The organism is Chitinophaga sp. 9-1-y (assembly GCF_059511905.2).
Window position 1 is genome coordinate 3,035,024 of the sequence record NZ_CM197955.1, and the last position, 26,339, is coordinate 3,061,362.

Sequence of the window (26,339 nt, forward strand, 5' to 3'; positions counted from 1 at the left end):
ATGAAAAAATTACGCTCCATATTATATATTGCCCTATCCGGGATACTGCTGATGGCCTGCAACAAATCGCTGGATATCAATAATAACCCGAACCAGGCTATCACACCGCCCCTGAACGGCTTACTGGTATCTGCTACCTATCATACGGCTATTAACGTGTACGAGGTGAGTAACATTACCTCTTACCTGGTGCAATACCTTGCTTCGCCCAATTCGGATGGCGCCACAGATACATATCAGTCCACCGACTACAGCGCCACCTGGAAGTTGCTGTACCACAACATGACCGATATCCATGACCTGATAGACCAGGCGTCCAAAGTAGGCGCCGCCCGTCACGTGGGTGCCGGCAAAGTAATGATGGCCATTAACCTGGAAATGCTGAATGACCTGTGGGGAAGCGTGCCATACTCCAGCGCATTCAACGCTAACGTTATTCAACCGCCCTACACGGCCGACGATAGTGTATATACTTACTGTCTTACTTTATTGACAGAAGGAATTGCACAATTGCAGGCTACCGATACCAAATATGAACTGGACGGTGCCAAAGACCTGCTCTTCGGCGGTAATACCAGCGCCTGGATTAAAACGGCGTACGCGATCAGGGCCCGTTTGCTCAATCATCTCTCTAAAAAAACTACCTACGATGCCACCGCTATCCTGGCGGCGTTGGACCACGCGTATACCACCAATGCAGACGATGCGCAGATGTTGCAGTTTCAGTCGCTCAGCCCGTGGAACCAGGCGGCCGTTAATAATACCAATAACAGCCTTGATGGCTGGCTCAGTGCTCACTTTGTAGACGCTATGAATGGCAAAACCTACGGGGTGTTTGACCCCCGTTTGCCACTGATTACCGACACTACTAAGTTTGGGGATTACCGGGGTACCATCAACGGCGCGGGCCGCGTAGGATCAGGTACCGATAAAGAGGAATGTTACCTGTCGCTGAAAGGATTTTATTCCAAACCGGGTGCGCCTTTACTGGTGGCTACCTACGCTGAGTGCCGATTTATCGCCGCAGAAGCTGCCTTCCGGCAGGGTGATAAAAAGAAAGCTTATGGTGCATATATCGATGGCATCACCGCCAACATGGATAAAGTGGGTGTAGATACCGCCAGAAGAAATGCTTACTTACGGAATCCTGCTGTAGGCGTAGGGGAAGGGGCCATTACCCTGGATCTTATTTTGAAAGAAAAGTACGCAGCACAGTTCCTGCATCCGGATACCTGGAACGATGCCCGCAGGTATAACTACCAGTACAAAAATTTCAATCTGCCGGAAAATGCGAAACTGACCACCTTTATCAGGCGGGTGGCTTACCCGGATACCGAGAAAAGCCGCAATGGTGCTAATGTGCCGGAGATGAAACTGACTGATCACATCTGGTGGGATCAGTAAAAAGAATTACGAATTACAAATTACGAATTACGGATTTGTGGGGAGATGATAGCGAATGTTCTTCGCGTTTACTATCTCCTAACAAATCCGTAATTCGTAATTCGTAATTCGTAATTTTCTTTCACGTTAGTGAAAGAAGATGATAGCGAATGTTCTTCGCGTTTACTATCTCCTGACAAATCCGTAATTCGTAATTCGTAATTTTCTTTCACGTTAGTGAAAGAAGAAATATCCCAGCAAAATGGCGCAGAGCATGCCAAAGAAATCGGCTATCAGGCCCGCTGCCAGCGCATACCTCGTTTGTTTGATATTAACAGATCCGAAATATACTGCCAGTACATAGAAGGTAGTTTCCGTGGTACCCTGGATAATGCTCGCCAGCTTGCCCACAAAAGAATCCACGCCATGTGTTTTCAAAATATCAACCATCAATGCCCGGGCGCCACCACCACTCAGCGGTTTCATAAAGGCTACCGGTAACGCCGGTACGAAATCTGTGTTGAGCCCCATTTTGCCCACCAGGAAGCCAATGCCGTTGGTCACATAGTCCAGGCAGCCCGTAGTCCGGAATACGCTGATGGCCACCAGCATCCCTACCAGGTAAGGAATGATGCGGATAGATACCTGGAATCCCTCTTTCGCGCCCTCAATAAAAGCGTCATATACATTTATTTTTTTTACCATACCTGCAATGAGGAAGGTAACAATAATCACAAAAATGACTGCGCCACCCAGGGAGGCCGTTTTAGGGCCAATTTCTGCCGCAGGAATACTGTGCACCCAGAACCAGAGTAAGGCCATAATGCCTGCAAAAATGCCCATGGCAATTAATACCGGCAGCTTAAATAGGTTAATTTTCTGGAAGATGGATACCGTCACCATACCCATAATAAACGCCATAAACGTAGAGATGACCGTAGGGATGAAGATATCTGCGGGATTGGCTGCGCCCGCTGCCAGCCGGATGGCTATTACGGAGGTGGGGATCAGCACCATGCCGGCGGTATTCAGCACCAGGAACATAATCTGCGGATTGCTGGCCTCTTCCGGCTTAGGGTTGATTTCCTGCAATTCCTTCATGGCTTTGAGTCCCATCGGGGTGGCGGCATTGTCGAGCCCCAGCAGGGTAGCCGAAAAGTTCATCATCATAGAACCCATGGCAGGATGCCCCTTCGGTACGTCGGGGAACAGCTTCGAAAAAAACGGGTTCACCAGCCGTGAAAAGCGGTTAATCATGCCGGCTACCTCCCCAATACGCATGATTCCCAGCCACAGCGTCATAATACCTGCCAGGCCCAGTGAAATCTCTGCGCCGGTTTTAGCGCTGGCAAACATGCCGTTCATAATGTCTCCGAATACCGATGCGTCCTGTAAAACTACCGACTTGAAAACTGCTACAACGAATGCAATAAGAAAAAATCCCAGCCATACGTAGTTTAATGCCATTAGATTATTGGTTTATTCAATCAACAAATAAACTAAAATAAACCTATCTTTGCGCAAATTTTAAAAAATGGCTTTGCAAGTTGGAATTGTAGGATTGCCGAATGTAGGAAAATCGACTTTATTTAATGCGGTGAGCAACAGCGCTAAGGCGCAGGCCAGTAACTACCGCTTCTGTACGATAGAACCGAACGTAGGACAGGTAGATGTGCCCGACGAACGTATGTATAAACTGGAGGAACTGGTAAAACCAGAACGCGTGGTGCCTACAACCATTGAGTTCGTGGATATCGCCGGTCTCGTTAAAGGCGCCAGTAAAGGAGAGGGCCTCGGAAATAAATTCCTGGCCAATATCCGTGAGGTAGATGCTATCGTACACGTGATCCGCTGCTTCGAAGATGAAAACATTCTTCGCGAAGAAGGCGAAATCAACCCCGTAGGCGATAAGGAAATCATTGACACCGAGCTACAGCTGAAAGACCTCGATAGCGTGGAACGTAAAGTAGCCCGCACCGAGAAAATGGCGAAAACCGGTGGCGACCCTAAAGCGAAAGTTGAATTTGAAGTACTGAAAAGATGCCAGGAACACCTGGAAAAAGGACGCAATATCCGCGAATTGGGCCTCAGCAAAGAGGAACGCGTAGCGATTGCCGACCTGTTCCTCCTCACCGAAAAACCCGTGTTATACGTGGCTAACGTAGATGAGGCGTCTTTACACACTGGTAATAAATACTCTGAGGCCCTGCAGGAAGCAGTGAAAGCAGAACATGCCACCGTAATTGTAATGAACAATACCATCGAAGCACAGATCTCTGAAATGGAAGATCCGGCTGATAAGGAACTGTTCCTCGGCGAATACGGTCTCACAGAACCAGGCCTGAATCGCCTGATCCGCTCTGCCTACAACCTGCTGGAACTGATCACTTACTTCACTGCCGGCGTGCAGGAAGTACGTGCCTGGACCATTCACAAAGGTTGGAAAGCACCACAGGCTGCCAGCGTAATCCACACCGATTTCGAAAAAGGATTTATCAAGGCAGAAGTAATTGCTTACGATGACTACGTGAAATATGGTTCAGAAGCAGCCGCCCGCGATAACGGCCGTCTGCGTATCGAAGGAAAAGAATACATTGTTGCGGATGGAGATGTTATGCACTTCCGCTTCAACGTGTAAGATATATCTTTGAAGATGACAACAGCAACGGGCCGGAGTATATCCGGCCCGTTGCTATTTTACCCCACTAACGGTTACGTATATATACTTATTTATCCACGTTTTTATATTCATGACTTTGTTTTTGTAAATCTTTTATTAGCTTAGCCCACCATTATTATTGTAGCACATGCGAATTGTCAAAAACGTAAAACTCTTTTTCCGGGAAGGAAACTCGGATAAGACGTATGAAATTGACCTTTGTGAAGTTGGCCCGGACCAGTATCTTGTTAACTTCCGATACGGAAAAAGATTTGGAAACCTGAAGGATGGAACCAAAACCGTTAACCCGGTAGCACTTCCCGCCGCCACTACCATATTCGACGCTCTTGAAAAGGAGAAGCGAAGCAAAGGATATCTTGGAGAACAGGAAGCCACACAGGACTTGTCATTTGTTCCGGTAGACACTACCGCTGTAGCAGATGTTAAGCACCGCGCTATTCTAAAACGTTTACAGGACGCCATAGAAGGAAAGTCTTCCTATAAAACAGCCTGGAATACCCCCCGCGTAATCTGGCGGGCAGGGGAAGAGAAGCTGAAAGAAGCGGTTCCCTACCTGATTAAACTGGTAGAAAAAGGAGACGCCCTGCAACGTTACAACGCCTTATGGGCATTAGGCAAATGCGCCGATCCTGCCGCCATTCCGGCACTTCGTTCTTACGCAGACAACAGCTCCTGGAAACTCAATGTACGGATGCTGGCAGCGAATGGCTTACTGCTGGTATTGCCGCCAGAAGAACGTGCCGCGCATATTCAGTCCTATCTCCAACGGCTACCCGAAATTTTTCAAACCACCATCGCCTCCAATGATGTGGGGGCACTCTTCCACCTCCTGCAGGAAAGAATAGTGAACCAGCAACAACCGAATTATGAGGTGTTGGAAGAACTATTTCTCGTAGCGTATGAAAATGCCACCGTGAAACAGGCCATGATTGCGCTGTTACACCAGTTGCCATTCAGACCTTCCTACTTCCAGCATATCCGCCATATTTTCAAACAGGCAGAACTCCGCGACGACCAGGGCATAGTAGCCATCCTGGCCGCCAGGTTTGAAAGAGAAGCTGCGATGTTTGTGAATCCCGGCAGCTACTTCAACTACGATGACGAAAAGGTAGCTGGAAAAGTATACGTTCCTGAACTGCAGGAAACCATGCAGCCAGATAAAGAACTGCGTCGCCCCACCAGCAGGTTGTCGTATTCCAATAAAACACGTGCCTACCTCCATCGCCGCGTCATGCGTCACCTGCGCCAGTTTGGCGCTGCCAGCGACATCCAGTATGTACGCCTGGCGACTGCATTACTGCTGCAATATGAGGAAGAAAAAGATGCTACCAAGGAATACCAGGTGCGCGACTACTCCTGGGTGAACGGTCGCTATGTAACTACCTACCGGCAGTTTCCGGCGAACTCCCGCGCAGTATACCTCAATTATATATTACGTGGCAACGCCGCTGATTTGATATTACTGCCCCGTGGCAACGAATGGATGTTCAAAAAAGAAGATCCTGCAGATGCCGCCGGTCAAAACAAACCCGTATTAGGCGCCAATCCTGATGCCACCAAAAACCAGGATAAAAATGGCTTGCTGAGAAAATTATTCGGCTGGCTGGGTGGAACGGAAAAGAACCTCACCACGGCTGCTGTACCACCGGAATACCAACCGGAGAAGGCGCCGGAAGTAGTCAGCGATGTGCCTCACCTGCATTTATGGCAACAGTTACCACAGGCATTTATCCAGTTGCTGATTTCTGCACGGATGGAAGTGGTGCATATTTTTGCCATGGAGCAATTGAAACAGCATCCCGATTATACTGCGCTGAAAGCTAAAATGGATGAAAAAGTGATTGCCGGGTTATTGGCAAATCCTTTCAGCATCCCTTCCATGTTTGGACTGGAGCTGGCGAAAGAAAGATATAATCCCGCTAATCCCGAACTGGGACTGTTCTATGTGCTGATTAAAAGTCCGCTGGACCTGGCGCGTATACAGGGCTTGCAATGGATCAGCGAGCATGAAGCGGTGTGCTTTAGCGATGCTGATTTCCTCATGTATCTTATCTTCTCGCCTTATAAAGAAGTACGCGATTTTGTACGCAAACAAATGAAGCCGGCGTACCTGCCGCTGGACAAGGCGAGGGTACTCGCTTTCAAAGCTATCAGTGGTTTACTTGCCCTGAAAACAGCTACAGAAGCAGGCAATGTAAACCTGAACGATGGCTGCAATATCATCGAAACTTTCTGTAAGGAGGCCCTGACGGAAACGGGTATACCGGTGATAGAAGACTTGCTGAAAAGCCCGGTTGCCGCCTGCCATGCTTTTGCAGCGCGCCTGTTGCTGCTCAAACAAGGTCATTTCAATTATACAGAAATATCAGATGGACTGTTAAATAACCTGTTGGCTAACAGTTTCCAGCCAGTGAGAGAAGCCGGTGTGGAAGTGCTAAAAGCCATGGGTACGGCCGAATTGCTCGCCAGACCAGAACTAATACTGCACATCATATTAAATACGTACACGGATGTACGAAATGCGATTCGTCCGCTGATCAGCCAACTGGTGCAGCAGGATAACCGCCTGGCCATTTACCTCGTGAATGAACTGGTGCCGCGCCTGATGCGCAAAGAAACAGCGGAAGGTATGCATACGGATATCGCTGCCATTCTCAGTAATGAACTGGTAAATTATTTACAGGATGTAGATACGGAAACGGCGCTACGTTTGCTGTATTCCAATTATCGTTCCGCCCAGGAATTCGGGCTGGTGGTACTTAACAAATACATACCTGCGCAGGCATTATCCCTGAAACAGGTGATAGCCGCAGGTAGCCACGAACTACTCGCCGCCAGGGAATGGAGCTGGCAGTTTTACTATACCAACGTGGAACGTATCCGCTACGAACGCGATGCCGCCATCGGTTTACTGGATGCGAAATGGGAAGACACCCGCCGCAGTGCCATGGAGTTTTTCCGCACACAGTTTGGCGAAAACGACTGGAGCCCTGAAACATTAGTCGCAGTAGCCGATAGCGTAAGGCCGGATATCCAGGCCTTTGGCCGGGAATTGTTGATGCGCTTCTTCCGCGAAGAAGACGGTACCAGCTATCTCCTGAAACTGAGCCAACATCCCAGCGAGTCGATGCAGTTATTTGCCACCAATTACCTGGAACGCTACGCGGCCGGTAACCTGGAGTATCTGCAACAACTGGAACCTTACTTCCGGATTGTATTAAGCCGGGTAAATAAAGCCCGTGTAGCCAAGGAAAGGATTTTCGGATTCCTGGAAAAAGAAGCCTTGAAGTCAGCAGACGCCGCTACCTACATCGGACATATCATAGCACATATTTCCGCTACCGTAGCCATTGGAGATAAAGCCCGTTGTATTGATATCATGTATCGTATACAACAGCAGTATACCATTGACCTGCCAATTCAGTTAGTGCCAACAGCGATAAGAGTATCTTAAAAAGTAATCCATTTTATGTTATTTAACTACAGATACAGTGGTAATTCCCAGGTGTACAGCAATGCTACTGCTGCTGGTATTTCTTTTGCACCGGATACCCACCGTGACCCGACTTTCTTTGTGGGGAAGCTGCATAAAAAAATAGCTTTTCGTGAAGCCATATCCGCCCTGCATGATGTAGTGGTGTCTGATTTGCGCTTTAAACCCAAAGATAAAACCGCTTATAAAGAATGGGCTGCCCAGCAGGAATCACTCTGGCTGGCCGAGTTCATGAATCAATATGATAGCGCAGCAGCTGATCAGCGTATCGAAGCGCTGAGAGGAGAACTGAAAGACATCGCCGTGGAAAAGGATAAAGTGATGGGACCTTTTTATAAGGCCCGGAAACAATACTTTGACTTCCTATACCAGAAAGACCGCGATGCCTGGTTTGTGCTGGATCCCGTCATCACCGTACATCCGGATGAATTGTTCTTTGAATGTTTCAGCCAGGATGAATCTACTTATGGAAAACTCAGCGCCAACTATAATGTATTCAAAGAAGTCAACGAATTTGAATGTGGTACTACCAACATTGATTATTCAGCGGCTTTGTATAATGAATTCCAGAAGATCAGGGATTATAAAGAAACAGATTTTAAAATTGATCCGGGAGGCTTCCAGGTACAAACTTCCCAGGAAGAATTATATCATGAGGTAAAGATTGATTTACCGGATAGCTGGGTCAGGGGATTTTTGCAGGTGAGTTCAGCAATGACGTTACCCGCTGCCAGCTTCGATCTGCATCCAATGGATGTATACAATTTCTGCTCCTGGTTACGCCGGTTCAAAGAAAAGAAAGGCCCCCGTTCTATCCGTTTTATCCTGGAACCAGGTAAACCGGTACGGGCAGTGTTTGAGCCCTGGAATCATGAAATCGTATGTGCGAGATCGTTATACACCGGTCCGCAGCGCAGGGAGATCCGGATATGGGGGAGGAGAAGGATGTTGATACTGGAAAGACTGATTCCTATTGCCCGCAAATTTACCGTGCATCTTACCGGTAATGGATTGCCTTCTTTCTATGTGGCCGACCTGGGCGATATGCAGTTTACACTGGGCCTGAGTGGTTGGACAACCAACGATTGGTCACGTGCCGGACAGTTTGATCTCATGGCGCCAAGAGCAGCCGTAGATGATGCCGCAAAGATCAAAGTGATGCAAGACCTGAAAACACGGTGGATGGCGAAACCTGCTACTATAGCCAGTGCTACAGGGCTGGATAAGGCTACGGTGTTAGGTGCGCTGGGTATTTATACCCAGGCGGGTAAAGTGATTTATGACCTGCATACCGGCTTGTATCGCCTGCGGGAACTGAGCCGCGAGCCATTGCCACTGGATCAGCTGCGGTTTTCCAATCCACAGGAAGAAGCCGCCAACAAATATATCAAAGAGGGGAAGGTGAGCGTGGCGGAAAGTGACATTCCTGGAGTTGGCGTTCAACTGAAAGGAAATGTGCAGTTAACACAGCGTGTATACCATCCCGTTATTACCATTGATGGCGATGAAAGATTAAGTGAAGGGCATTGTGATTGTAGCTTTTTTGGTACGAATAAATTATACAAAGGTCCCTGCGAACACATGCTGGCACTGCGTATAGCACATTCGGAAAGTAAAGCGGTGAAATAAATTTTCAGGGAGATATTTTATTTTCCGAAAATTATTTTCTACCTTGCTGACTCGTTAATAACAAAGATCTTTGTAAAGAGGAATTGATTGCACTTGCGCCCGAAAAGGGACGAATGATGTTTCGTCATTCAGGTTAATTGACTATACATGCTTCACTAAATGCAATCTTTACTTTGGGAGGGGCCTACCATACGCATATTTCCGGTAGTAGCCCCGAGGGCTGAAATATACGTATGGTAGGCCCCTCCCTGGAGTTGATTGATTTAGTCAATGGTTCGCACGAAGGCCTTTCCTCTTTACAGAATTTTGTTTTCTCCACTCAGCAAGGCTACACTGCCGGTCAGATTTCACCATCATCATTGTATTTTAAATTAAGCTTTTGGGCAATTGTATGCCAATAGCATAGCGCTTTTGGGTCATATAGTTTCCCTTCAGATAAAATGAATAAATACCAAAATATTTATCATGTCTTTAACCCGTCAACAGCTCTACGATCAAATACGTGCTTCCTCTAAAGAGGAATATATACTGGAAGAAATGACGCGCCTGGGTTTCTGGCCCAATAATGTAGGACAGCCTACACCGGCGGTAGCATTGATTCGTAAGGAAGGAGAGCTACATCGCCAACTGAATGAGCTCCTGGCTGAGAAACAAAAATATCGCAACAAACGTCAGCTGATGGAAGACATGCGCAAAGCGCGCATGGCCAAAGCAAAACTAAAACGTGCGGAAACAAAAAAGCGCCGGGAAGAAGAACGGCTGAAACGCGCTGCGGATTGGGCCGTTACCAAAAATCTGCAAATAGTATACCTGGGGGAAGAAGTCTCCGCAGGACTGAATAAAGTAACGCCCGATACAGCGCAACTAACAAAATTTGGTTTGCCGGTGCTATCGGACGCAGTGGCTTTAGCCAATGCCATGGATATGACTATCGGTAAACTGCGTTATCTGTCGTTCAACCGAAAAGTGGGCCACCATACCCATTATCAGCGTTTCCAGGTGCCAAAGAAATCAGGCGGTACCCGCGTTATTTCAGCGCCCATGCCACAGCTGAAAGCAGCACAACACTGGATACTGGCAAACATCCTCTATAAAATAAAAAACAACGCCGCCGCCCATGGCTTCGTACCAGGAAAATCTATTGTAACCAATGCTGCCCCACATATAGGCCAGGATATTGTCATCAACCTGGACCTGAAAGATTTCTTCCCTTCCGTGGCTTACAAAAGGGTAAAAGGACTCTTCTGTAAATTAGGCTATGCCGAACAGGTAGCCACCATACTCGGTCTCATTTGCACCGAGCCGGAAGTAGACGAAGTATTGCTGGACGGCCGCAAATATTATGTAGCTAAAACAGAGCGCCACCTGCCACAAGGTGCGCCTACCAGCCCTGCTATCACCAACCTGATTTGTTATAAGCTGGATCAACGTTTCGCCGGACTCGCACAGAAATACGGTTACGCCTATACGCGATATGCAGATGACATGACTTTCTCCGCTAAAGGCGAGGCGACAGACAAAGCCGGACAACTGCTTCGCGCCATTAAGATGTTTGTGAAGGAAGAAGGATTTACCCTTCACCCCGATAAACTAAAAGTAATGCGCCGCGGAGATAAGCAAGAGGTAACCGGCATCGTGGTGAATGAGAAATTAAGCCTGGATCGCACCACATTGCGTAAATTCCGCGCACTCCTGCATCAGATTGCGCATACCGGGTTATCTGGCAAATCCTGGGGGAAAGGAAAGAACATTATCAGCAGCATGGAAGGCTATGCTAATTTCGTATACATGGTGAAACCGGAGCTTGGCGCAAAGCTGAAAGCCACGCTGACAGCATTGCTGCAAAGAGAAGATATTAAAGCGGAAGCCCGTAGCATCTGGACCGGCGAGCAATTGCCAACTCCATCTGGTGCCGCACCAAGTGTTACCGGTATTCCGGTAAATACTTCCACACAACAGGTAACATCCGGCGCTAATGTGCCTCCGATAAATCCGGCAACAGATAAGCCCGCCACACCAGATAAGCCTTGGTGGGATGTGCTGTAAGAGCTGTTAGCTGTTAGCTGTTAGCTGTTAGCTGTTAGCTGTTAGCTGTTGGGTAAACTAGCATGCAAGATGCAAGATTTTTATATAAAAAGGCCTTGCGTATTTATCTTCCTACATAAAATTGCTTAGGAAAGTAAATGCACAAGGCCTTTGATATTTCAGGCGGTCTCTAATTCGCTGAAAGCCGCCAACAGCAAGTATGCAAGGCGATGGATATGCCACATAAAAAGGCCTTGCATATTCATCTTCCTAAATAATTACCCAGGAAAATACATCTGCAAGGCCCTTTATATTTTTGCGTTATCTCCGCTTTACCAGCAGCTAACGTTATTACAAATTATACCCTAAGGATACATAATACTGTGAGCCAATAGTTGGGTTACCCCATGATTGAATATATTTCTTATTCAACAGGTTCACAGCACCCAGTTTCACGGTAGTTTTAGCTTTCGGGAAGAATTTGCTCACCATGGCATCCAGTGTACCAAATGAAGGCATTTCGCTCAATCCCGCTACGTTTACAGCTGGGCCTACGAATGAAGATTGCCATACAAAGGAGTCCTGCCATTTCCACAAAACATTGACAGCAAAATTTGAATTAGCAATATTGCGATTGCCAACATTCAGGCTATAGCGAACTTTAGGCGTATTGTACATCGCCAGGAAAGAACCCAGGTCTTTTTCATTGGTCAACTCATTGTAGGATACATTACCACCAGCAGTAAAGTTAAGTGGCAGACTGTAATCCAGTCCCAGTGCCCAACCCCATGAGTGTACGGTTTCCTGTGCACTTACCGGGATAGAAAAAACATTCCGGGTAGAAGGACCGGTAGGTTGAATGAGCACCTGTATGCCGTTCATGTTTTTGAAATCATTTTTATAGATATAGGCATCGATCAGCAATTTTTTTGCCACCAGCGCTTTATATCCGATTTCATATGCCTGTATTTTTTCTGGTAAAAACTCGTTAAAGGTGTATTGTTTAGGAGCACCTGCCTGCACAGATTGCAAGGAATACACAGGTCCTTTATCCAAACCGTATCTTTCCCGCAGGAAAGGCAAACCTCCAATCAGGTGTGCTTGTGGCGTAACGAGGTCTATATACTGATCCTGGTTGTGTGGAATACGGAAACCTGTTTGATAGGAGATGCGGATATTTTGTGTTTCGAAGAAGGTATACACGGCAGACAGGCGTGGGCTGAACTGACCTTTGAAGTTCATATTCTTGTCGTAACGCACAGAACCTGTGAGTTTCAGATGGTCGTTGATCAGCTTTTTCATCAGCTGTACATAGCCACCGTATTCATTGATGCGGAATTCTTTACCGTTATCGTCCAGTGCAAACAACGTTTTTTCAGAATTCAGTGCATAGCGGCGATAGTTGCCGCCCACCAATATTTCGGCGAAATGTACGAGGTTATGGAAATTGTACATGAACTCAGCCTGGTACAGGTTGGTTTTATCGGTAAACTTCGCACCTACACCAGAAGCGTCGCCCGGGATAGCCTTATTTTTTACCTTGTCGGCAGCGGCGTCAAATGCAGCGGTGCCGGGTATTAAGCGACCCTGATCGGCTTTGGTTCTGGCGGCAGTGTTGAAGGTACCACGATTACTATTCACCGCATTTTGAGCGGCTGCTAATGCGGCGGCAGGAGAGGCTCCTCCCTGCAATGCAGCGCCATATGCCTGCGCAAAAGTACCTATGGAGGCGCCGGCATAAGTGGTAAAGTACTCTCCATACCACTGCTGACTGGTTTTCCAGGCTTCATTAATACCAGAAGCAAGGGTACCACCCGCATAGCTATCACCGGATCTTTCCTGGGTAGTATATAATCTTACATAGAAGTCAGGACTTTTTAACTCCACTTTATATTGACCCATATTGAAGTTCTTCAGGGAGTAGCGATCTGCCCCGGTGTACACGGTAGTACCGGCACCATAGCTACCCTGGATCAATGCTTCCAGGTTTTCAGTAATCTTATAGTGTAACGCACCATTCAATTTCAGATTTTTGGTGGTATAGTCTACCACATCTGATTCGTTATAACCGGTGCGGGTAACACTACTGCTGGCGGCGCCGGGAATAGCCGCTGCAAAAATCTGTGCAGGTGTAACCAGGCCATGTAAGAGGGCGGATACCTGGTTTAATTGCTGCGAGAAGCCTGAATTAGGGTCGGCTGCCTGTGCGGCAAAAGTGTTGTACATATTAACGGTGTTCTCATCACCGTAGATGTTCACACCATTATATCCTTCATTATTGGCGCGGGTACCATCGGCCAGCGTATGCCCGTTGGCAAGGCTTTGGTCGCGATGATCGTATGCCTGCCAGTCTTTCGCCTGCAGGTAGCCCACGTTTAATTTAAATGCCCATTTGTTGTTGAAGGCATGCGCATAGCGTATAGCTACGTCATAATACCCCGTAGTGGCGTTTGTACGACCATTGTCGTTCAATAAACCGGTTTTTACCTGTGCGCTGACGCCCTGGTACTGGAAAGGATTTTTGCTGGTCATCAGCACAATACCATTGAGGGCGTTAGGACCATAGAGGGCAGAAGCGGCGCCGGGGATCAACTCTACGTTGTCCAGGTCCAGTTCGGGAATGCCCACCATGTTGCCTACAGCGAAGTTGAGGCCGGGTGCCTGGTTGTCCATGCCATCATTCAGTTGTAACACGCGGGTATTACCATTACTGTTGAATCCGCGGGTGTTCACTGATTTGAAAGTTAAGCTCTGGGTGCTCATTTCCACGCCTTTCAGGTTGCCGATGGCGTCGTAAAAGGAGGGCGCCGGAGATGCTTTTATGGCGCGTGCATCCAGCTTTTCAATAGATACCGGTGATTGCAGGATGCTTTCCTGCACACGGCTGGCAGCTACCACCACTTCCTGGCCAAGGATTTCGGTGGTGCTGAGTTCTACCTCTACTTTGTCGGTAGCGGAACTAATTTCTTTCTCTTCGGTTTTGTACCCTACATAGGAAAATTGGAGGGTCAGGGGGAATGAGTGTGTGGTTTTAAGGGTAAATGTACCACCGCTGCCGGTAATAGTGCCTGCCGTGGCTCCTTTAATGCTGACGGTTACGCCAGGTAGTACGTGGCCATTACCTTTTTCACGGACAATGCCGTTAATGCTCGCCGATGTTTGTGCTGAAATTACCTGGGTCAGGGATAATAAAAGCACCAGAACGGCCGATAAGCCTTTGATAGAAATGCTTTTCATACGCAGTGGATTAATGCTTTAGATTTGGTCTTATTTTAAATATACCGAAAAAAAACTGCTTTTATCATTTTGGGAATAAGGGATTAAAATAAAAATGCAGCGGAAAGCTCCGCTGCATTTTTATTCCTCGTATATGATTGGAATACAGGCTTTATTTTGTCATCCATTCCCGGAGGATGCGACCTATCTTTTCAAATTCTATCAGGAAACCATCATGCCCATAGGTAGAATCTATTTCATGATAACTTGCCTGTGGGAGATGAGCCGCCATGAATTGTTGTTCTTCTGGCGGACACAAGATATCGCTACTGATACCTATCAGCAGTGTTGGCTGCTGAATATGAGAAAGGGTAGTGGTAATATTTTCGTGGCGGCCACGGGCAATATTGTGGCTGTCCATCGCTTTAGTGAGCAGCCAGTAGGTTTGCGCATTGAAGCGTTTTACCAGTTTATCGCCCTGGTAGTTGATATAGGAAGAAGCCCGGAAATGATCTGTCTTTTCTTTGTCCTCGTCAGACTGTGCACGCACAAAAGTCTGGTAGTTACGATAGGTCAGCATGCCAATGGCCCTGGCAGCCTTGAGTCCTTTGGAGCCGGCGCTGTGACAATCATCCTGCCAGGTGGCATCCGCTTCTATGGCCAGTCGCTGCGCGGTATGTATGGCAATACCCCAGGCGCTTTCAGCGGCCCCGGTACATAACAGGAATAAGCGGTCAATGATGGCAGGCTCCGTCAGCGCCCATTCCAGCGCCTGATAGCCACCCATAGAGCCACCAATCAGCAGATGGATACGTGGTATCTGTAAATGCTGCCTTAACAGCATATGTGCTTGTACCATATCCCGGATGGTAACAGCCGGAAAGCTTTGATACCAGGGATGCCCGGTGTCAGGGTTGGTGGTATGCGGACCACTGCTGCCATAGCAGGAACCAATGATATTGGCACATACAATGAAATGCTGCTCCGGATCTATTGGCTTGCCGGCGCCTATTAAGCCCGTCCACCAGTCAGCTACATCGCTGTTTGCGGTTAACGCATGACATACCCATACCACGTTACTGCCATCTGTATTCATCGTTCCATACGTATGATACGCGATGTGTACTCCCGGTAATACCTGACCGGATTCTAACCGGAATGCTGCTTGACTGTGAAATACCTGTGCCGACAATGCTTTTTTGAATTTGCGCAAAACTAGTGAAAATTACGAATTACGAATTACGAATTACGGATTTGTGGGAGAGATAAGCGGATAGAGCGCTCTGCGGCACTAAGGCTATTATCACGGATGGCCGTAATTCGTAATTCGTAATTCGTAATTCTTTTATTTTATCTTTGTTCGAGAAACGCATTAATTATGAAGATAGCATTACAAAGAGTAGACGACGGATTTAATATGGAGGCAGTAGATGAAAACGGCCATAAAGTACTGATGGACTCATCTCTGGAGAATGGCGGTAAGAATAACGGCGTAAGACCCATGCAAATGGTCATCATGGGCCTGGGCGGTTGTTCTGCCATTGATGTGATGATGATCCTGAAAAAGCAACGCCAGGAAGTAGTGGATTTCCGTATCGAAATTGAAGCGGAAAGAGAAAAAGGGAAAGAACCTTCTCTCTGGGAAACGGCACATCTTATTTTCCATTTCAAAGGTAATATAGATCCCGATAAAGCTGCCCGCGCAGTGGAATTGTCCATGAACAAATACTGTTCTGTAGCGGAAACCCTGCGTCAGGGAAAAACAAAACTGACCTGGGAAGTGAAATTGAACGCATAAACTGCTGTAATTACCATCTCCATGAGCGAAGACAGAAATCAATACCAACCGGATACCAATGCGGTAAGAATTCAGATTCCCAGAACAGACCAGATGGAACACGCTTCTCCGATGTTCCTGACCTCCAGTTTTTGTTTTGATAATGCAGAAGAAATGCGCGCTACGTTCGCGGATGAAACCGACTTTAATATTTACAGTCGTTTCAGCAATCCTAACGTAGACGAATTTATACAGAAGATGTGCGCCCTCGAAGGAGGAGAAGCCGGCTATGCCACCGCCTCCGGTATGAGTGCCATCTTCGCCAGCTTCATGGCCCTGCTTAAAGCAGGCGACCATTTGCTGTCGGCCCGCTCTATCTTTGGCTCTACACATACCGTTATCACGAAGTTCCTGCCTAAATGGGGCATTGAAACTTCCTATTTCGATATGACAGATCCCGCCGGTATCGAAGCCATGATTAAGCCCAACACCCGGATGATCTTCGTGGAAACACCTTCCAATCCCGGACTGGAAATCATTGACCTGGAACTGCTGGCCGATATTGCCAATAAACATAACCTGATATTGAACGTAGACAACTGTTTTGCTACGCCGGTATTACAACGGCCGATCGCTGCCGGTGCACACCTGGTAACACATTCCGCTACCAAGTGGATCGACGGGCAAGGACGTGTACTCGGAGGCGTAATTGTTGGGAAGAAAGAACTGATCAAGGAAATACATACTTTCTGCAGAAGCACCGGCCCTGCCATGTCTCCGTTTAATGCGTGGGTACTGAGCAAGAGCCTGGAAACACTGTACGTGAGAATGGAACGCCATACAGAAAGTGCACTTAAACTGGCACAGGCGCTGGAAAATAATCCCCACCTGTTGTCTGTGAAATATCCATTCCTGCCCAGCCATCCGCAATATGCCATTGCTAAAAAGCAAATGACAGGCGGTGGCGGTATCGTTTGTTTCGAACTGAAAGGCGGCCTGCAGCAAGGCGTAAAATTCCTGGATGCGCTGCAACTCCTGTCACTTACGGCTAACCTGGGCGACAGCCGCAGCATTGCTTCTCATCCTGCCAGCACTACCCATGCTAAACTCAGCGATGCAGAAAGAGCGATTGCCGGCATTACACCAGGGTTGATCCGTATTTCAGTGGGACTGGAAAACATAAAAGATATCCTGGCAGATATTGAACAAGCGTTGGAAAAAAGTAAGTAAAATTAATCACGGAGCTGACGGTAAGGAACGGCTGTAAAGCATCACCTGGATCGTCAGCTCTTGTTGTAATATTGTAGCAGGTTTAACCACCAATTATTATTGATCATTATGCAGCTAATCTGCGCCCGGACTTCAGTAAACCTATAACATACAGACCTCGACTTATGAAAAAACTATTACTGTTACTTTTATTAATAGGAGTTAGTCCACTTTTGACTGTCGCACAGAATAATTATGATCACAAAATAATAGCGGTACTGCCATTCAGAGCCGTTTTTACGGAATATCGGAACCTGGCCGACAGCAATATCGCAGCTTTCCGGACAACCGAATGGAACCATGGAGTAGAGTTGCAGGAGGCATTGTATCTGACGCTTATGACTGACACTTCCCGATTGCTTGTAGAAGTACAACCCTGGGAAAAGACGGATTCTATTTTGAAGAAAGCGGGCATAAATTTTCTGGGATTAGCTTACATGGATCTGGCGCCCATCGCCAAATTACTAAAGGTTGATGCCTGCGTAATTGGCGTGATGAGACGCCGCAAAGGGCATAATAGCAGGATTACTCCGGATGTGGCATTGGTACAGGCAGTAATGAATAAAGCAACAGCGGAGAACAAGATCATCGATTTCAAGTTAATAGATGGAAAATCCGGAGATGAAATCTGGCATTATTCGCAGACGATGACCTCCCGTGATCTGACAGTGGAAGGGGATAAGCTGGTGTTTTCTCCGATTATATTCCAACCGTTTAAAAAACGATTCCCTTATTGCGATTAGCCCTGATATTTATTGCATTTTTCTGCTTATATTAGAAAGATGAAATCCTTTGCACATTTTATCCTGATCCTCCTTGTGGCTTATGTAGCCGGCATGGTATTGCCCTGGTGGAGTGTAGCACTCGTTGCTTTCCTCGTTACCGTGCTGATGCCCTTGTCTCCTGCAAAATCTTTTTTCAGCGCTTTCCTGGCCATCTTTGTATTGTGGATGATGCTGGCGTTTTATATGGATGTAAGAAACGACCACATACTGGCCAACAGGATGAGTGAAATGATTTTGAAAGTGCGCAGTGCACCATTAATGGGCGTGGTAAGCGCCTTCCTGGGAGCACTGGTGGCGGGCTTTGGCGCTACTACTGCTGCCTTCCTGAGAGCGGCTAAAAAGCCGGCCTGATGCAGGACTACTTTCTTATCATGGCTGTTAAATTTCTGGTAAAACGGCTTGTCAATTAAATTGATAAGCTGAGCGCAATTATTTTTGGGTATATGATGAAACACCTGTTTACCCTAATTTGCATTTTAATTTCTGGTTATTGTCAGGCGAATGTGATCAAAGGCCGTGTGACGGACGAGAAAGATCAGCCACTACCTTTCGCTACCGTTTTCATTAAAGGAACCACTACCGGTACCACCACCAATGCCGCGGGGCAATATCACCTGGACTTACCCGCAGGCCAGTACACCATCGTTTGCCAATACATCGGATATCGCAAAACAGAATTGCCGGTTAACGTGAACGCACCTACGCAAACGCTCGACTTTCACCTGCAACCCGTTAATATGCAGATCAGGGAAGTGGTAGTGAAGGCCAACGGCGAAGACCCTGCCTACGCCATCATCCGGCAGGCTATTAAGAAAAGACATTTTTATCAGCAACAGGTAAAGGAATATACCTGTATGTCCTATATCAAAGGCACCATCGGTATGAAGAATGTGCCGGCAAAGCTTTTCGGACAAAAGGTGGATAAGGACGATATGGGAGTAGACAGCACCGGCAAAGGCATGATATTTCTCTCTGAATCAGTAACTAAAATATCTGCCCGCCAACCCGACAAAATAAAACTGGAAGTGATCTCCTCCCGCAAAAGTGGTGGAGGATTCGGTTTGAGCTTCCCTGCCATCATCAGCTTTTATGATAATAACGTGTCTGCCGTTATCACGCAAATGGGGCCCCGTGGCTATATTTCACCTATAGCAGAAAACGCCCTGGCCTACTATAAATACCGGCTGGAAGGCACGTTTATAGAAGACGGTAAAACGGTGAACAGGATTAAAGTAATACCACGCCGTAAACAGGAACCCCTGTTCTCCGGAACGATCTTCATCACGGATGACGACTGGCGCATTCATAGCACCGACTTAATCCTCACCAGTGAATACCAACTGGAACTCATGGACACCCTGGAAATCCGCCAAACGCATGTTCCGGTAACAGCAAACATATGGCGCGTGAAAGACCAGGTAATGCGCATATCCTTCAATAAGTTTGGCTTCGGCATGGGGGGCAGCTTCGTAAATGTTTACTCGGATTATAATGTACATCCCAATTTACCGGCTAAATTTTTCGATAATACCTTCCTGAAGTATGATACCGCTTTCGATAAACAACAGCATGCCTATTGGGATAGCATTCGCCCGGTACCGCTGGAGCCCGACGAAGTAAAAGATTATCACCAAAAAGATAGTGCAGCCCAGGCGGCACGTGATTCTGCGTCTTCCCCCCGTTACCTGGATTCATTACAACGAAAACAAAAAGGAGTTACATTCATGAATGTGCTGTGGAGCGGGGTGAAACATAAATACTACTTCCACCGCGACAGCAGTGTCCAGTCGCATTCACTGTACATAAAAGGATTGGCAAAAGCGCTGAAATATAATACTGTAGAAGGACTTGCGCTGGCGCTGGAACCAGAAGTAGTTTTTAATACCGGCAACGAAACGACATTGAGTATCGCCCCACGTATCCGGTATGGATTAAGCAATACACACCTCAACGCCTATACGAATATTACTTTTGTGAATGAGAGCCGCATCCGCAAAAAATACGGGCATAACACGTGGACACTGGCAGGAGGGAAGCGTATCTCCCAGTTTAACAGTGATAATCCCATTGACAATATCGCCAATGAATTTTATACCCTGTTCCTGAAAGAAAACTACATGAAGTTGTATGAGAACTGGTTCGGGAATCTTCGCTATAGCCGTACTTTCCAGACCAACGACCGCTTGTCTGTTGGACTGAACTATGAAAGCAGGATGCCGGTAGAGAATACCACCGACTTTGTTTTCTTTAAGAACGACCGGAAAGCTTTTACGCCTAATCACCCGTATGAACTGGCTAATGTGCCTTTTGAAAAGCATCAGGCCTTAGTAGTGGATATGAATTTTACGTTTCAACCCGGGCAACAATTTGTGGAGTTACCAGACCGCAAAATTCCCTTCGGATCTAAATATCCAACGTTCACGGTAGGCTACACCAAAGGAATTCCGAATATCGCCAACAGTATTGTTGATTTCGACAAATGGAACTTCTCCGTGAAGGACAATATGAATTTCAAATTGCTCGGCGAATTCCGCTACCATATCGGGGTAGGTGGATTCCTCAACAGTCATAATGTGCAGATCCCCGACTACCAGCATTTTAATGGCAACCGGACTTTCTATAATACCCAGTACCTGAATAGCTTCCAGCTGGCGCCGTATTACCGGTACAGTACCACCGCGTCTTTTTATACTACCGCCAATGTGGAACACCACTTTAATGGGTTGCTCACTAATAAAATCCCATTGTTCAATAAGCTGAAATGGAACCTGGTAGCGGGTGCCAATGCTTTTTATGTAAATGGAGATAATAATTATGTGGAAGTATTCGGAGGACTGGAAAACATCTTTAAAATGATTCGGGTAGATGTAGTAGCCGGTTATCAGAGTCAGGAAAATACGCGTATAGGCGTACGCGTAGGATTTGGGGGCATACTTGGCAACATTGTCAAATTTAAAACCGATTAATGAACGATGCCGGGGATTTAGTTACCAGCCATGGTAGCGAAATCCCCGTATCTCCACAGGCACATGCGCTCTTAAAACTTCACGGATTTCTTTCTGCTGCTTTTCAGTTCTTTCTTCTCGTCGAAGAAGTAAGCCAGTAATCTATAAATCCAGATACCAACTACTGCATAAATAAAGTAAGTAACATAAATACTCATAACATAACATTTTTGGGTTAAACAATATTGCTTCTCTAGGCCATTTTTCAAAAAGGGTGCCAATCGGGGTTGTAACGTAAACACAAAGTTATATACAATAATTATCAAATAGTTATAAAAACAAAAATATTTTTTTTGGGATAAATGAACCTTTGGTTGATAAATTACGTTAGTAAGGTAAGCATATTTGGACAAGCGCTGTGCACATTTTACTCACACGTACGTGCCAAATGATCATTGTTTTTTTGATTTATCGGTATGAGAAAATTAGCCCTTTACGCGCTGCTGGCAGGGATCATCCTGGCCGCTGCAGCTTATATCACGGAAATGAACGACCTGCCTGGTGCAGTGGAATTGAGAACTCCCGGTTTTATCGGTTATATCTTCATTATCAGTGCAATAGCCTGGTTTTCCTTACAGGTACTGTACGACTGGAGTAAAGAAGCAGACCCCTATCACTATTGATATTCCCGTATTTTTGCTACCTTTGCGCCCTGATTAGCTGCTTTTTATGAAGAAAAAGCACTGATTGAATTTTGTTCACGACGCAGGTGTCCTTAAAATTCAGGCGAAATTATGGCATTACACAACAGAGTATCTGCCGCCGAGTTGAAACAACGGCTGGCAAAAGAAACATTTAAACGCGTTACTATTTCTTTCTACCAGTACGCGAAAATCCCCGACCCACAAGCATTCCGGGATCAGTTATACGCGGATCTCTTTAAGCTCGACACATTCGGACGTATTTATGTGGCGCATGAAGGTATCAATGCCCAAATCAGCGTTCCTGAGCACCATTTTGAGGCGTTTAAGCAACAACTGTATGCTATCGACTTCCTCCATGGCATCCGGCTGAATATTGCGGTAGATGATGATGGTAAATCTTTCTTTGTACTAAAAATCAAAGTAAGGGATAAAATTGTGGCTGATGGTATCGAAGATCCCTCTTTCGATATGGCTAACCGCGGCCGCTACGTAAATGCAAAAGCTTTCAACGAACTGACCGAAGATCCCGACACCGTGATTGTAGATATGCGCAATCACTATGAGTATGAAGTGGGACATTTTGATGGCGCCATAGAAGTGCCCTCAGATACTTTCCGCGATCAGTTGCCCATGGCAGTTGACATGTTGGCCGACAAGAAAGACAAAAACATTATCATGTACTGCACCGGTGGAATCCGTTGCGAAAAGGCATCTGCCTACATGCTCCATAATGGGTTTAAAAATGTATTTCACCTGGAAGGCGGGATCATTGAATACACCAATAAAGCAAAAGAACAGGGATTGCCCATTAAATTCAAAGGTAAAAACTTTGTATTCGACGACCGGCTGGGAGAGCGCATCAGCGACGATATCATCAGCCAGTGTCACCAATGCGGTGCACCCTGCGATAGCCACACCAATTGCTTAAACGATGGTTGCCACCTGCTCTTTATTCAGTGTGACGAATGTGCTAAAAAATACGACGGCTGCTGTAGTGAATCCTGTCAGACCGTACACGCACTCCCGGTGGAAGAACAGGCAGAAATGCGTAAAGGCGTGGAAAAAGGATTGATGTTTAATAAATCAAGACGTAGAAGAATACCAGAATAAAAAATCCGCCCCGCGTTGTTTCTTCTCGGCAGGGCGGAGTAGTTGACTATAAAATTGAATTGGCTGGAGTAATCCGGCCTTTTCTTTTTTATAGCCATTCTATCAACCTATATGCGAACTAAAGCGTTAAGCTGTTAGCTATTAACGTTTGGCAAATGCAGCGAAGCTTATCAGATGTGGATCTTCGCTGCATTTGCTAAACGCCAACAGCTAGTGGCTAATAGCTGTTTTACGTCTGTATGCGGTGTAGAAAATGATGGGGAATACCAGCAACGTCAGTACTGTTGCGGTAATCAAACCACCAATTACTACAATAGCCAGCGGCTTTTGCGTTTCAGAACCAATACCATGGGATATCGCCGCAGGTATCAGACCAATGGCTGCCATCAGGGCTGTCATCACTACCGGCCGGATACGGCTTTGTACACCCAGTTTAATGGATTCGTTCAATGATAACCGGTCTTCCAGGTTTTTATGGAATACAGAAATGAGAATCACCCCATTTTGTATACAGATACCAAAGAGTGCAATAAAGCCTACACCTGCAGAAATGCCGAAGTTCATATTGGTTACATGCAGCGCCAGGATACCACCAATCAATGCGAAAGGCACGTTCATTAATACCAGTCCCGCATCTTTTACACTACCCAGCATTATGAATAACACCATGAAAATTGCAATGATGCTGATCGGTACTACTTGTCCCAAACGTTGGGTAGCACGTACCTGGTTCTCAAATTCACCTGTCCAGCCAATGCTATAGCCTTTAGGTAGTTTTACGGCTTTGTTGATACGCGCCTGTGCTTCTGCAATAGTGCTACCCAGGTCACGATCACGCACAGAGAATTTCACGCCAATGAAACGCTTGTTGCTATCACGGTAAATGAAAGCAGGACCAGTGATGGTTTTGATTTCCGCGATCTCTTTCAGTGGTATTTTATTATTATTGATCGTTGGCACCATCAGGTTAGCGAGATCGTCTTCTGTTTTACGATAGTTTTCATCGTAACGAATCCGGATATCAAATTTTTTCTCGCCTTCATACAGCTGGGTCGCGGTTTTACCACCAATCGCCATTTCAATTACTGCCTGTGCATCGCCGGTAGCTACGCCATATTGGGCCATTTTATTATCGTCCAGGTTAATACTCATTTCCGGCTGACCAATGTTGCGGATCACTCCGAGGTCTTTGATGCCCTGCACCGTTTTCAACTGGGCAACCACCTGTTGCGATAAGGCTTCCAGTTTCACGAGGTCATCTCCAAATACTTTCACCCCATTGGCGGCCTTGAAACCAGCTACTGCTTCAGATACGTTGTCACTGATAGGCTGGGAGAAGTTGAGGATAATACCAGGGTATTTCTTCAAACGTCCTTCCATTTCTGCAATCAGCTCGTCCTGTGTAATTTTGCGTTTCCACTCTTCTTTTGGCGCCAGGTCTACCTGGTACTGTACGAAGTAGAATCCGTTAGGATCGGTACCGTCATTGGAGCGGCCTACCTGCGACAACACCCTTTTTACTTCAGGAAATCCGCCGAGGTCTTCCCGGATGGAATGGGCCATTTTTGTACTTTCTGTCATAGACATACTCATGGGCAGCTCAGTGGTGACCCAGAGGGAGCCTTCATTCAGCTGTGGGAGGAACTCTGTTCCGAGGAATTTCGCAGAAGCAAAGGTTACCAGCATGAATGCGATTGCGAGGGTAATACTTAAGCGTTTGTTCCGGTAGGTCCAGCCAAAGCCTTTCATCACAATGCGGTCAAAGAAATTCACCAGTATGTTGTGTTTCTCTTTTACATTTTTATTGAGCAAAATAGAACACAACACCGGCACCAGTGTTAAGGTGAACAAGAGGGCACCCAGTAGGGCAAAACCCAGTGTCCAGGCCAGTGGCGAGAACATTTTACCTTCTACTTTCTGGAAAGAGAAGATAGGGATCAGGGAGATGATAATAATGAGCTTGGAGAAGAAGATGGCCTTTGCCAGTTCTCCACCGGTTTGCTTGATCCATCCCAACTTGGCCATTTTGTTGAAACGCGCCATGCCATACTTATGGGCCTTGTGGTCGAGCATTACGAAAATACCTTCCACCATTACCACGGCCCCGTCTATGATGATACCGAAGTCAATAGCCCCCATCGACAGCAGGTTGGCACTCATGCCTTTGAGTCGCAGGCACATGAACGCAAAGAGCAGTGCCAGCGGGATAATAATGGATACAATCACCGTGGTACGCCAGTCGGCCATGAAGAGGAACACAATCACCGTTACGAAAATGATACCTTCTGCCAGGTTGTGCATTACCGTATGGGTACAGAATTCCATGAGGTTGTCGCGGTCATAGAACGTCTCCATTTTGATGTCGTCCGGCAGAATGGTTTCATTCAGTTCTTTTAGCTTCTCCTTCAGTTTGATGAGCACTTCGGTGGGATTTTCGCCTTTGCGCATCACCACAATACCTTCTACCAGGTCATCATTTTTATCAATACCTACTTGTCCCACACGTGGGGCGGAGGCTTCGTGTACGTTGGCCAGGTCTTTTACCAGTAGGGGTACACCATTGATATTTTGTATGATGATGTTATTGATATCCTGTATGCTGTTCAGTAATCCAATACCGCGCACTACATAGGCTTGTCCGTTCTTTTCAATAACGTCGCCGCCTACGTTCACATTACTTTTGGTAACAGCCTGGTATAATTCCAGTGGAGTAATATCGTATTTGGCGAGTCTTACCGGGTCAGCAGAAATCTCATAAATTTTCTCCTGGCCACCAAAGGCTACCACATCGGCTACACCAGGTACACTACGGATTTGGCGATCTATCACCCAGTTTTGCCAGGTGAGCAGGTCGCGGGAATCGCGCTTGTTGCTTTTCAGGTAGTACCTGAAAATTTCGCCGGTAGGGCCATATGGAGGCTGTACTTCGGGGTCGGCCCCTTCGGGTAGCCCGAGGCCTCCCAGCATGTTATTGACCTGTTGCCGGGCGAAGAAGTCTTCCACATCATCTTCAAACATGATTTTTACCACAGACAATCCGAACATGGTGACAGAACGAACACTGGTTTTCTTTTGTACCGCATTCATGGCCACTTCTATGGGCAGCGTTACAAAGCGTTCTACTTCCTGTGCACTACGTCCGTTCCATTTGGTAACAATAACGATCTGTGTATTGGTTACATCCGGAAATGCTTCAATCGGTGTATGCAGAAAGGAAAATACGCCTGCTGCAATCAGCGTAGCTACACTGATGAAAACAAACAGTTTATTCCTCAGCGAAAAAGCTACAATATTTCTAATGAATTTATTCATAACTCCTGTTC

At 46.6% G+C, this 26,339-nt stretch carries 17 protein-coding genes; 12 read left to right on the forward strand and 5 right to left on the reverse strand.

What is annotated here, in order from left to right; genetic code table 11:
- On the forward strand, positions 1-1,404 hold the full coding sequence (locus AC5ZC7_RS11930; RefSeq protein ID WP_496159061.1) for a SusD/RagB family nutrient-binding outer membrane lipoprotein: 1,404 nt from the start codon (positions 1-3) through the stop codon (positions 1,402-1,404).
- 213 nt (positions 1,405-1,617) lie between these two features.
- Here AC5ZC7_RS11930 and AC5ZC7_RS11935 read toward each other — a convergent pair whose 3' ends face one another.
- Positions 1,618-2,850, reverse strand: a complete 1,233-nt coding sequence (locus tag AC5ZC7_RS11935) for a nucleoside recognition domain-containing protein (RefSeq protein WP_496159060.1) — start codon at positions 2,848-2,850, stop codon at positions 1,618-1,620.
- Between the two features lie 67 nt (positions 2,851-2,917).
- Here AC5ZC7_RS11935 and ychF point away from each other — a divergent pair, with 67 nt between their 5' ends.
- From ychF to AC5ZC7_RS11955, 4 genes are all read left to right on the forward strand, one after another.
- A complete protein-coding gene (gene ychF / locus AC5ZC7_RS11940) occupies positions 2,918-4,021 on the forward strand; it encodes a redox-regulated ATPase YchF (protein ID WP_496159059.1) in 1,104 nt (367 codons plus the stop codon).
- Positions 4,022-4,190: 169 nt separating this feature from the next.
- Positions 4,191-7,517: a HEAT repeat domain-containing protein gene (locus AC5ZC7_RS11945; protein WP_496159058.1), complete on the forward strand. Its 3,327-nt coding sequence runs from the start codon at positions 4,191-4,193 to the stop codon at positions 7,515-7,517.
- Between the two features lie 15 nt (positions 7,518-7,532).
- The gene (locus tag AC5ZC7_RS11950; RefSeq protein WP_496159057.1) at positions 7,533-9,185 is read left to right on the forward strand and encodes an SWIM zinc finger family protein; all 1,653 of its coding nucleotides are present in this window, start codon (positions 7,533-7,535) and stop codon (positions 9,183-9,185) included.
- 465 nt (positions 9,186-9,650) lie between these two features.
- A complete protein-coding gene (locus tag AC5ZC7_RS11955) occupies positions 9,651-11,231 on the forward strand; it encodes a reverse transcriptase domain-containing protein (RefSeq protein WP_496159056.1) in 1,581 nt (526 codons plus the stop codon).
- 330 nt (positions 11,232-11,561) lie between these two features.
- On the opposite strand, the gene AC5ZC7_RS11960 is transcribed toward AC5ZC7_RS11955, so the two are convergent.
- Both AC5ZC7_RS11960 and metX read right to left on the reverse strand, forming a co-directional pair.
- Positions 11,562-14,447: a TonB-dependent receptor domain-containing protein gene (locus AC5ZC7_RS11960; protein WP_496159055.1), complete on the reverse strand. Its 2,886-nt coding sequence runs from the start codon at positions 14,445-14,447 to the stop codon at positions 11,562-11,564.
- A 151-nt stretch (positions 14,448-14,598) separates the two neighbouring features.
- Complete coding sequence (gene metX / locus AC5ZC7_RS11965) at positions 14,599-15,639, reverse strand: homoserine O-acetyltransferase MetX (RefSeq protein WP_496159054.1); 1,041 nt, start codon at positions 15,637-15,639, stop codon at positions 14,599-14,601.
- A 165-nt stretch (positions 15,640-15,804) separates the two neighbouring features.
- Here metX and AC5ZC7_RS11970 point away from each other — a divergent pair, with 165 nt between their 5' ends.
- From AC5ZC7_RS11970 to AC5ZC7_RS11990, 5 genes are all read left to right on the forward strand, one after another.
- A complete protein-coding gene (locus AC5ZC7_RS11970) occupies positions 15,805-16,224 on the forward strand; it encodes an OsmC family protein (RefSeq protein WP_291923803.1) in 420 nt (139 codons plus the stop codon).
- 21 nt (positions 16,225-16,245) lie between these two features.
- A complete protein-coding gene (locus AC5ZC7_RS11975; RefSeq protein ID WP_496159053.1) occupies positions 16,246-17,433 on the forward strand; it encodes an O-succinylhomoserine sulfhydrylase in 1,188 nt (395 codons plus the stop codon).
- A gap of 164 nt (positions 17,434-17,597) precedes the next feature.
- Positions 17,598-18,215 carry a hypothetical protein gene (locus tag AC5ZC7_RS11980; protein WP_496159052.1) on the forward strand — a complete coding sequence of 206 codons (618 nt, stop codon included), beginning with the start codon at positions 17,598-17,600 and terminating at the stop codon, positions 18,213-18,215.
- Positions 18,216-18,254: 39 nt separating this feature from the next.
- On the forward strand, positions 18,255-18,608 hold the full coding sequence (locus tag AC5ZC7_RS11985) for a hypothetical protein (protein WP_496159051.1): 354 nt from the start codon (positions 18,255-18,257) through the stop codon (positions 18,606-18,608).
- A 92-nt stretch (positions 18,609-18,700) separates the two neighbouring features.
- Positions 18,701-21,223: a DUF5686 family protein gene (locus AC5ZC7_RS11990; RefSeq protein WP_496159050.1), complete on the forward strand. Its 2,523-nt coding sequence runs from the start codon at positions 18,701-18,703 to the stop codon at positions 21,221-21,223.
- 71 nt (positions 21,224-21,294) lie between these two features.
- On the opposite strand, the gene AC5ZC7_RS11995 is transcribed toward AC5ZC7_RS11990, so the two are convergent.
- On the reverse strand, positions 21,295-21,420 hold the full coding sequence (locus tag AC5ZC7_RS11995; protein ID WP_496159049.1) for a hypothetical protein: 126 nt from the start codon (positions 21,418-21,420) through the stop codon (positions 21,295-21,297).
- A 258-nt stretch (positions 21,421-21,678) separates the two neighbouring features.
- Here AC5ZC7_RS11995 and AC5ZC7_RS12000 point away from each other — a divergent pair, with 258 nt between their 5' ends.
- A complete protein-coding gene (locus AC5ZC7_RS12000) occupies positions 21,679-21,885 on the forward strand; it encodes a hypothetical protein (protein WP_496159048.1) in 207 nt (68 codons plus the stop codon).
- Between the two features lie 111 nt (positions 21,886-21,996).
- Complete coding sequence (gene trhO / locus AC5ZC7_RS12005) at positions 21,997-23,016, forward strand: oxygen-dependent tRNA uridine(34) hydroxylase TrhO (RefSeq protein WP_496159047.1); 1,020 nt, start codon at positions 21,997-21,999, stop codon at positions 23,014-23,016.
- 210 nt (positions 23,017-23,226) lie between these two features.
- On the opposite strand, the gene AC5ZC7_RS12010 is transcribed toward trhO, so the two are convergent.
- Positions 23,227-26,328, reverse strand: a complete 3,102-nt coding sequence (locus tag AC5ZC7_RS12010; protein ID WP_496159046.1) for a CusA/CzcA family heavy metal efflux RND transporter — start codon at positions 26,326-26,328, stop codon at positions 23,227-23,229.
- Positions 26,329-26,339 lie beyond the last annotated feature (11 nt).

Bases quoted from the DNA above. Each gene is read 5' to 3' on its own strand.
- AC5ZC7_RS11975 (WP_496159053.1), top strand. From the start codon at position 16,246: ATGAGCGAAGACAGAAATCAATACCAACCGGATACCAATGCGGTAAGA.
- AC5ZC7_RS11995 (WP_496159049.1), bottom strand. From the start codon at position 21,420: ATGAGTATTTATGTTACTTACTTTATTTATGCAGTAGTTGGTATCTGG.
- AC5ZC7_RS11945 (WP_496159058.1), top strand. From the start codon at position 4,191: ATGCGAATTGTCAAAAACGTAAAACTCTTTTTCCGGGAAGGAAACTCG.
- AC5ZC7_RS12010 (WP_496159046.1), bottom strand. From the start codon at position 26,328: ATGAATAAATTCATTAGAAATATTGTAGCTTTTTCGCTGAGGAATAAA.
- AC5ZC7_RS11985 (WP_496159051.1), top strand. From the start codon at position 18,255: ATGAAATCCTTTGCACATTTTATCCTGATCCTCCTTGTGGCTTATGTA.
- AC5ZC7_RS11935 (WP_496159060.1), bottom strand. From the start codon at position 2,850: ATGGCATTAAACTACGTATGGCTGGGATTTTTTCTTATTGCATTCGTT.
- trhO (WP_496159047.1), top strand. From the start codon at position 21,997: ATGGCATTACACAACAGAGTATCTGCCGCCGAGTTGAAACAACGGCTG.
- AC5ZC7_RS11950 (WP_496159057.1), top strand. From the start codon at position 7,533: ATGTTATTTAACTACAGATACAGTGGTAATTCCCAGGTGTACAGCAAT.
- ychF (WP_496159059.1), top strand. From the start codon at position 2,918: ATGGCTTTGCAAGTTGGAATTGTAGGATTGCCGAATGTAGGAAAATCG.
- AC5ZC7_RS11960 (WP_496159055.1), bottom strand. From the start codon at position 14,447: ATGAAAAGCATTTCTATCAAAGGCTTATCGGCCGTTCTGGTGCTTTTA.
- AC5ZC7_RS12000 (WP_496159048.1), top strand. From the start codon at position 21,679: ATGAGAAAATTAGCCCTTTACGCGCTGCTGGCAGGGATCATCCTGGCC.
- AC5ZC7_RS11930 (WP_496159061.1), top strand. From the start codon at position 1: ATGAAAAAATTACGCTCCATATTATATATTGCCCTATCCGGGATACTG.
- AC5ZC7_RS11955 (WP_496159056.1), top strand. From the start codon at position 9,651: ATGTCTTTAACCCGTCAACAGCTCTACGATCAAATACGTGCTTCCTCT.
- AC5ZC7_RS11980 (WP_496159052.1), top strand. From the start codon at position 17,598: ATGAAAAAACTATTACTGTTACTTTTATTAATAGGAGTTAGTCCACTT.
- AC5ZC7_RS11970 (WP_291923803.1), top strand. From the start codon at position 15,805: ATGAAGATAGCATTACAAAGAGTAGACGACGGATTTAATATGGAGGCA.
- AC5ZC7_RS11990 (WP_496159050.1), top strand. From the start codon at position 18,701: ATGATGAAACACCTGTTTACCCTAATTTGCATTTTAATTTCTGGTTAT.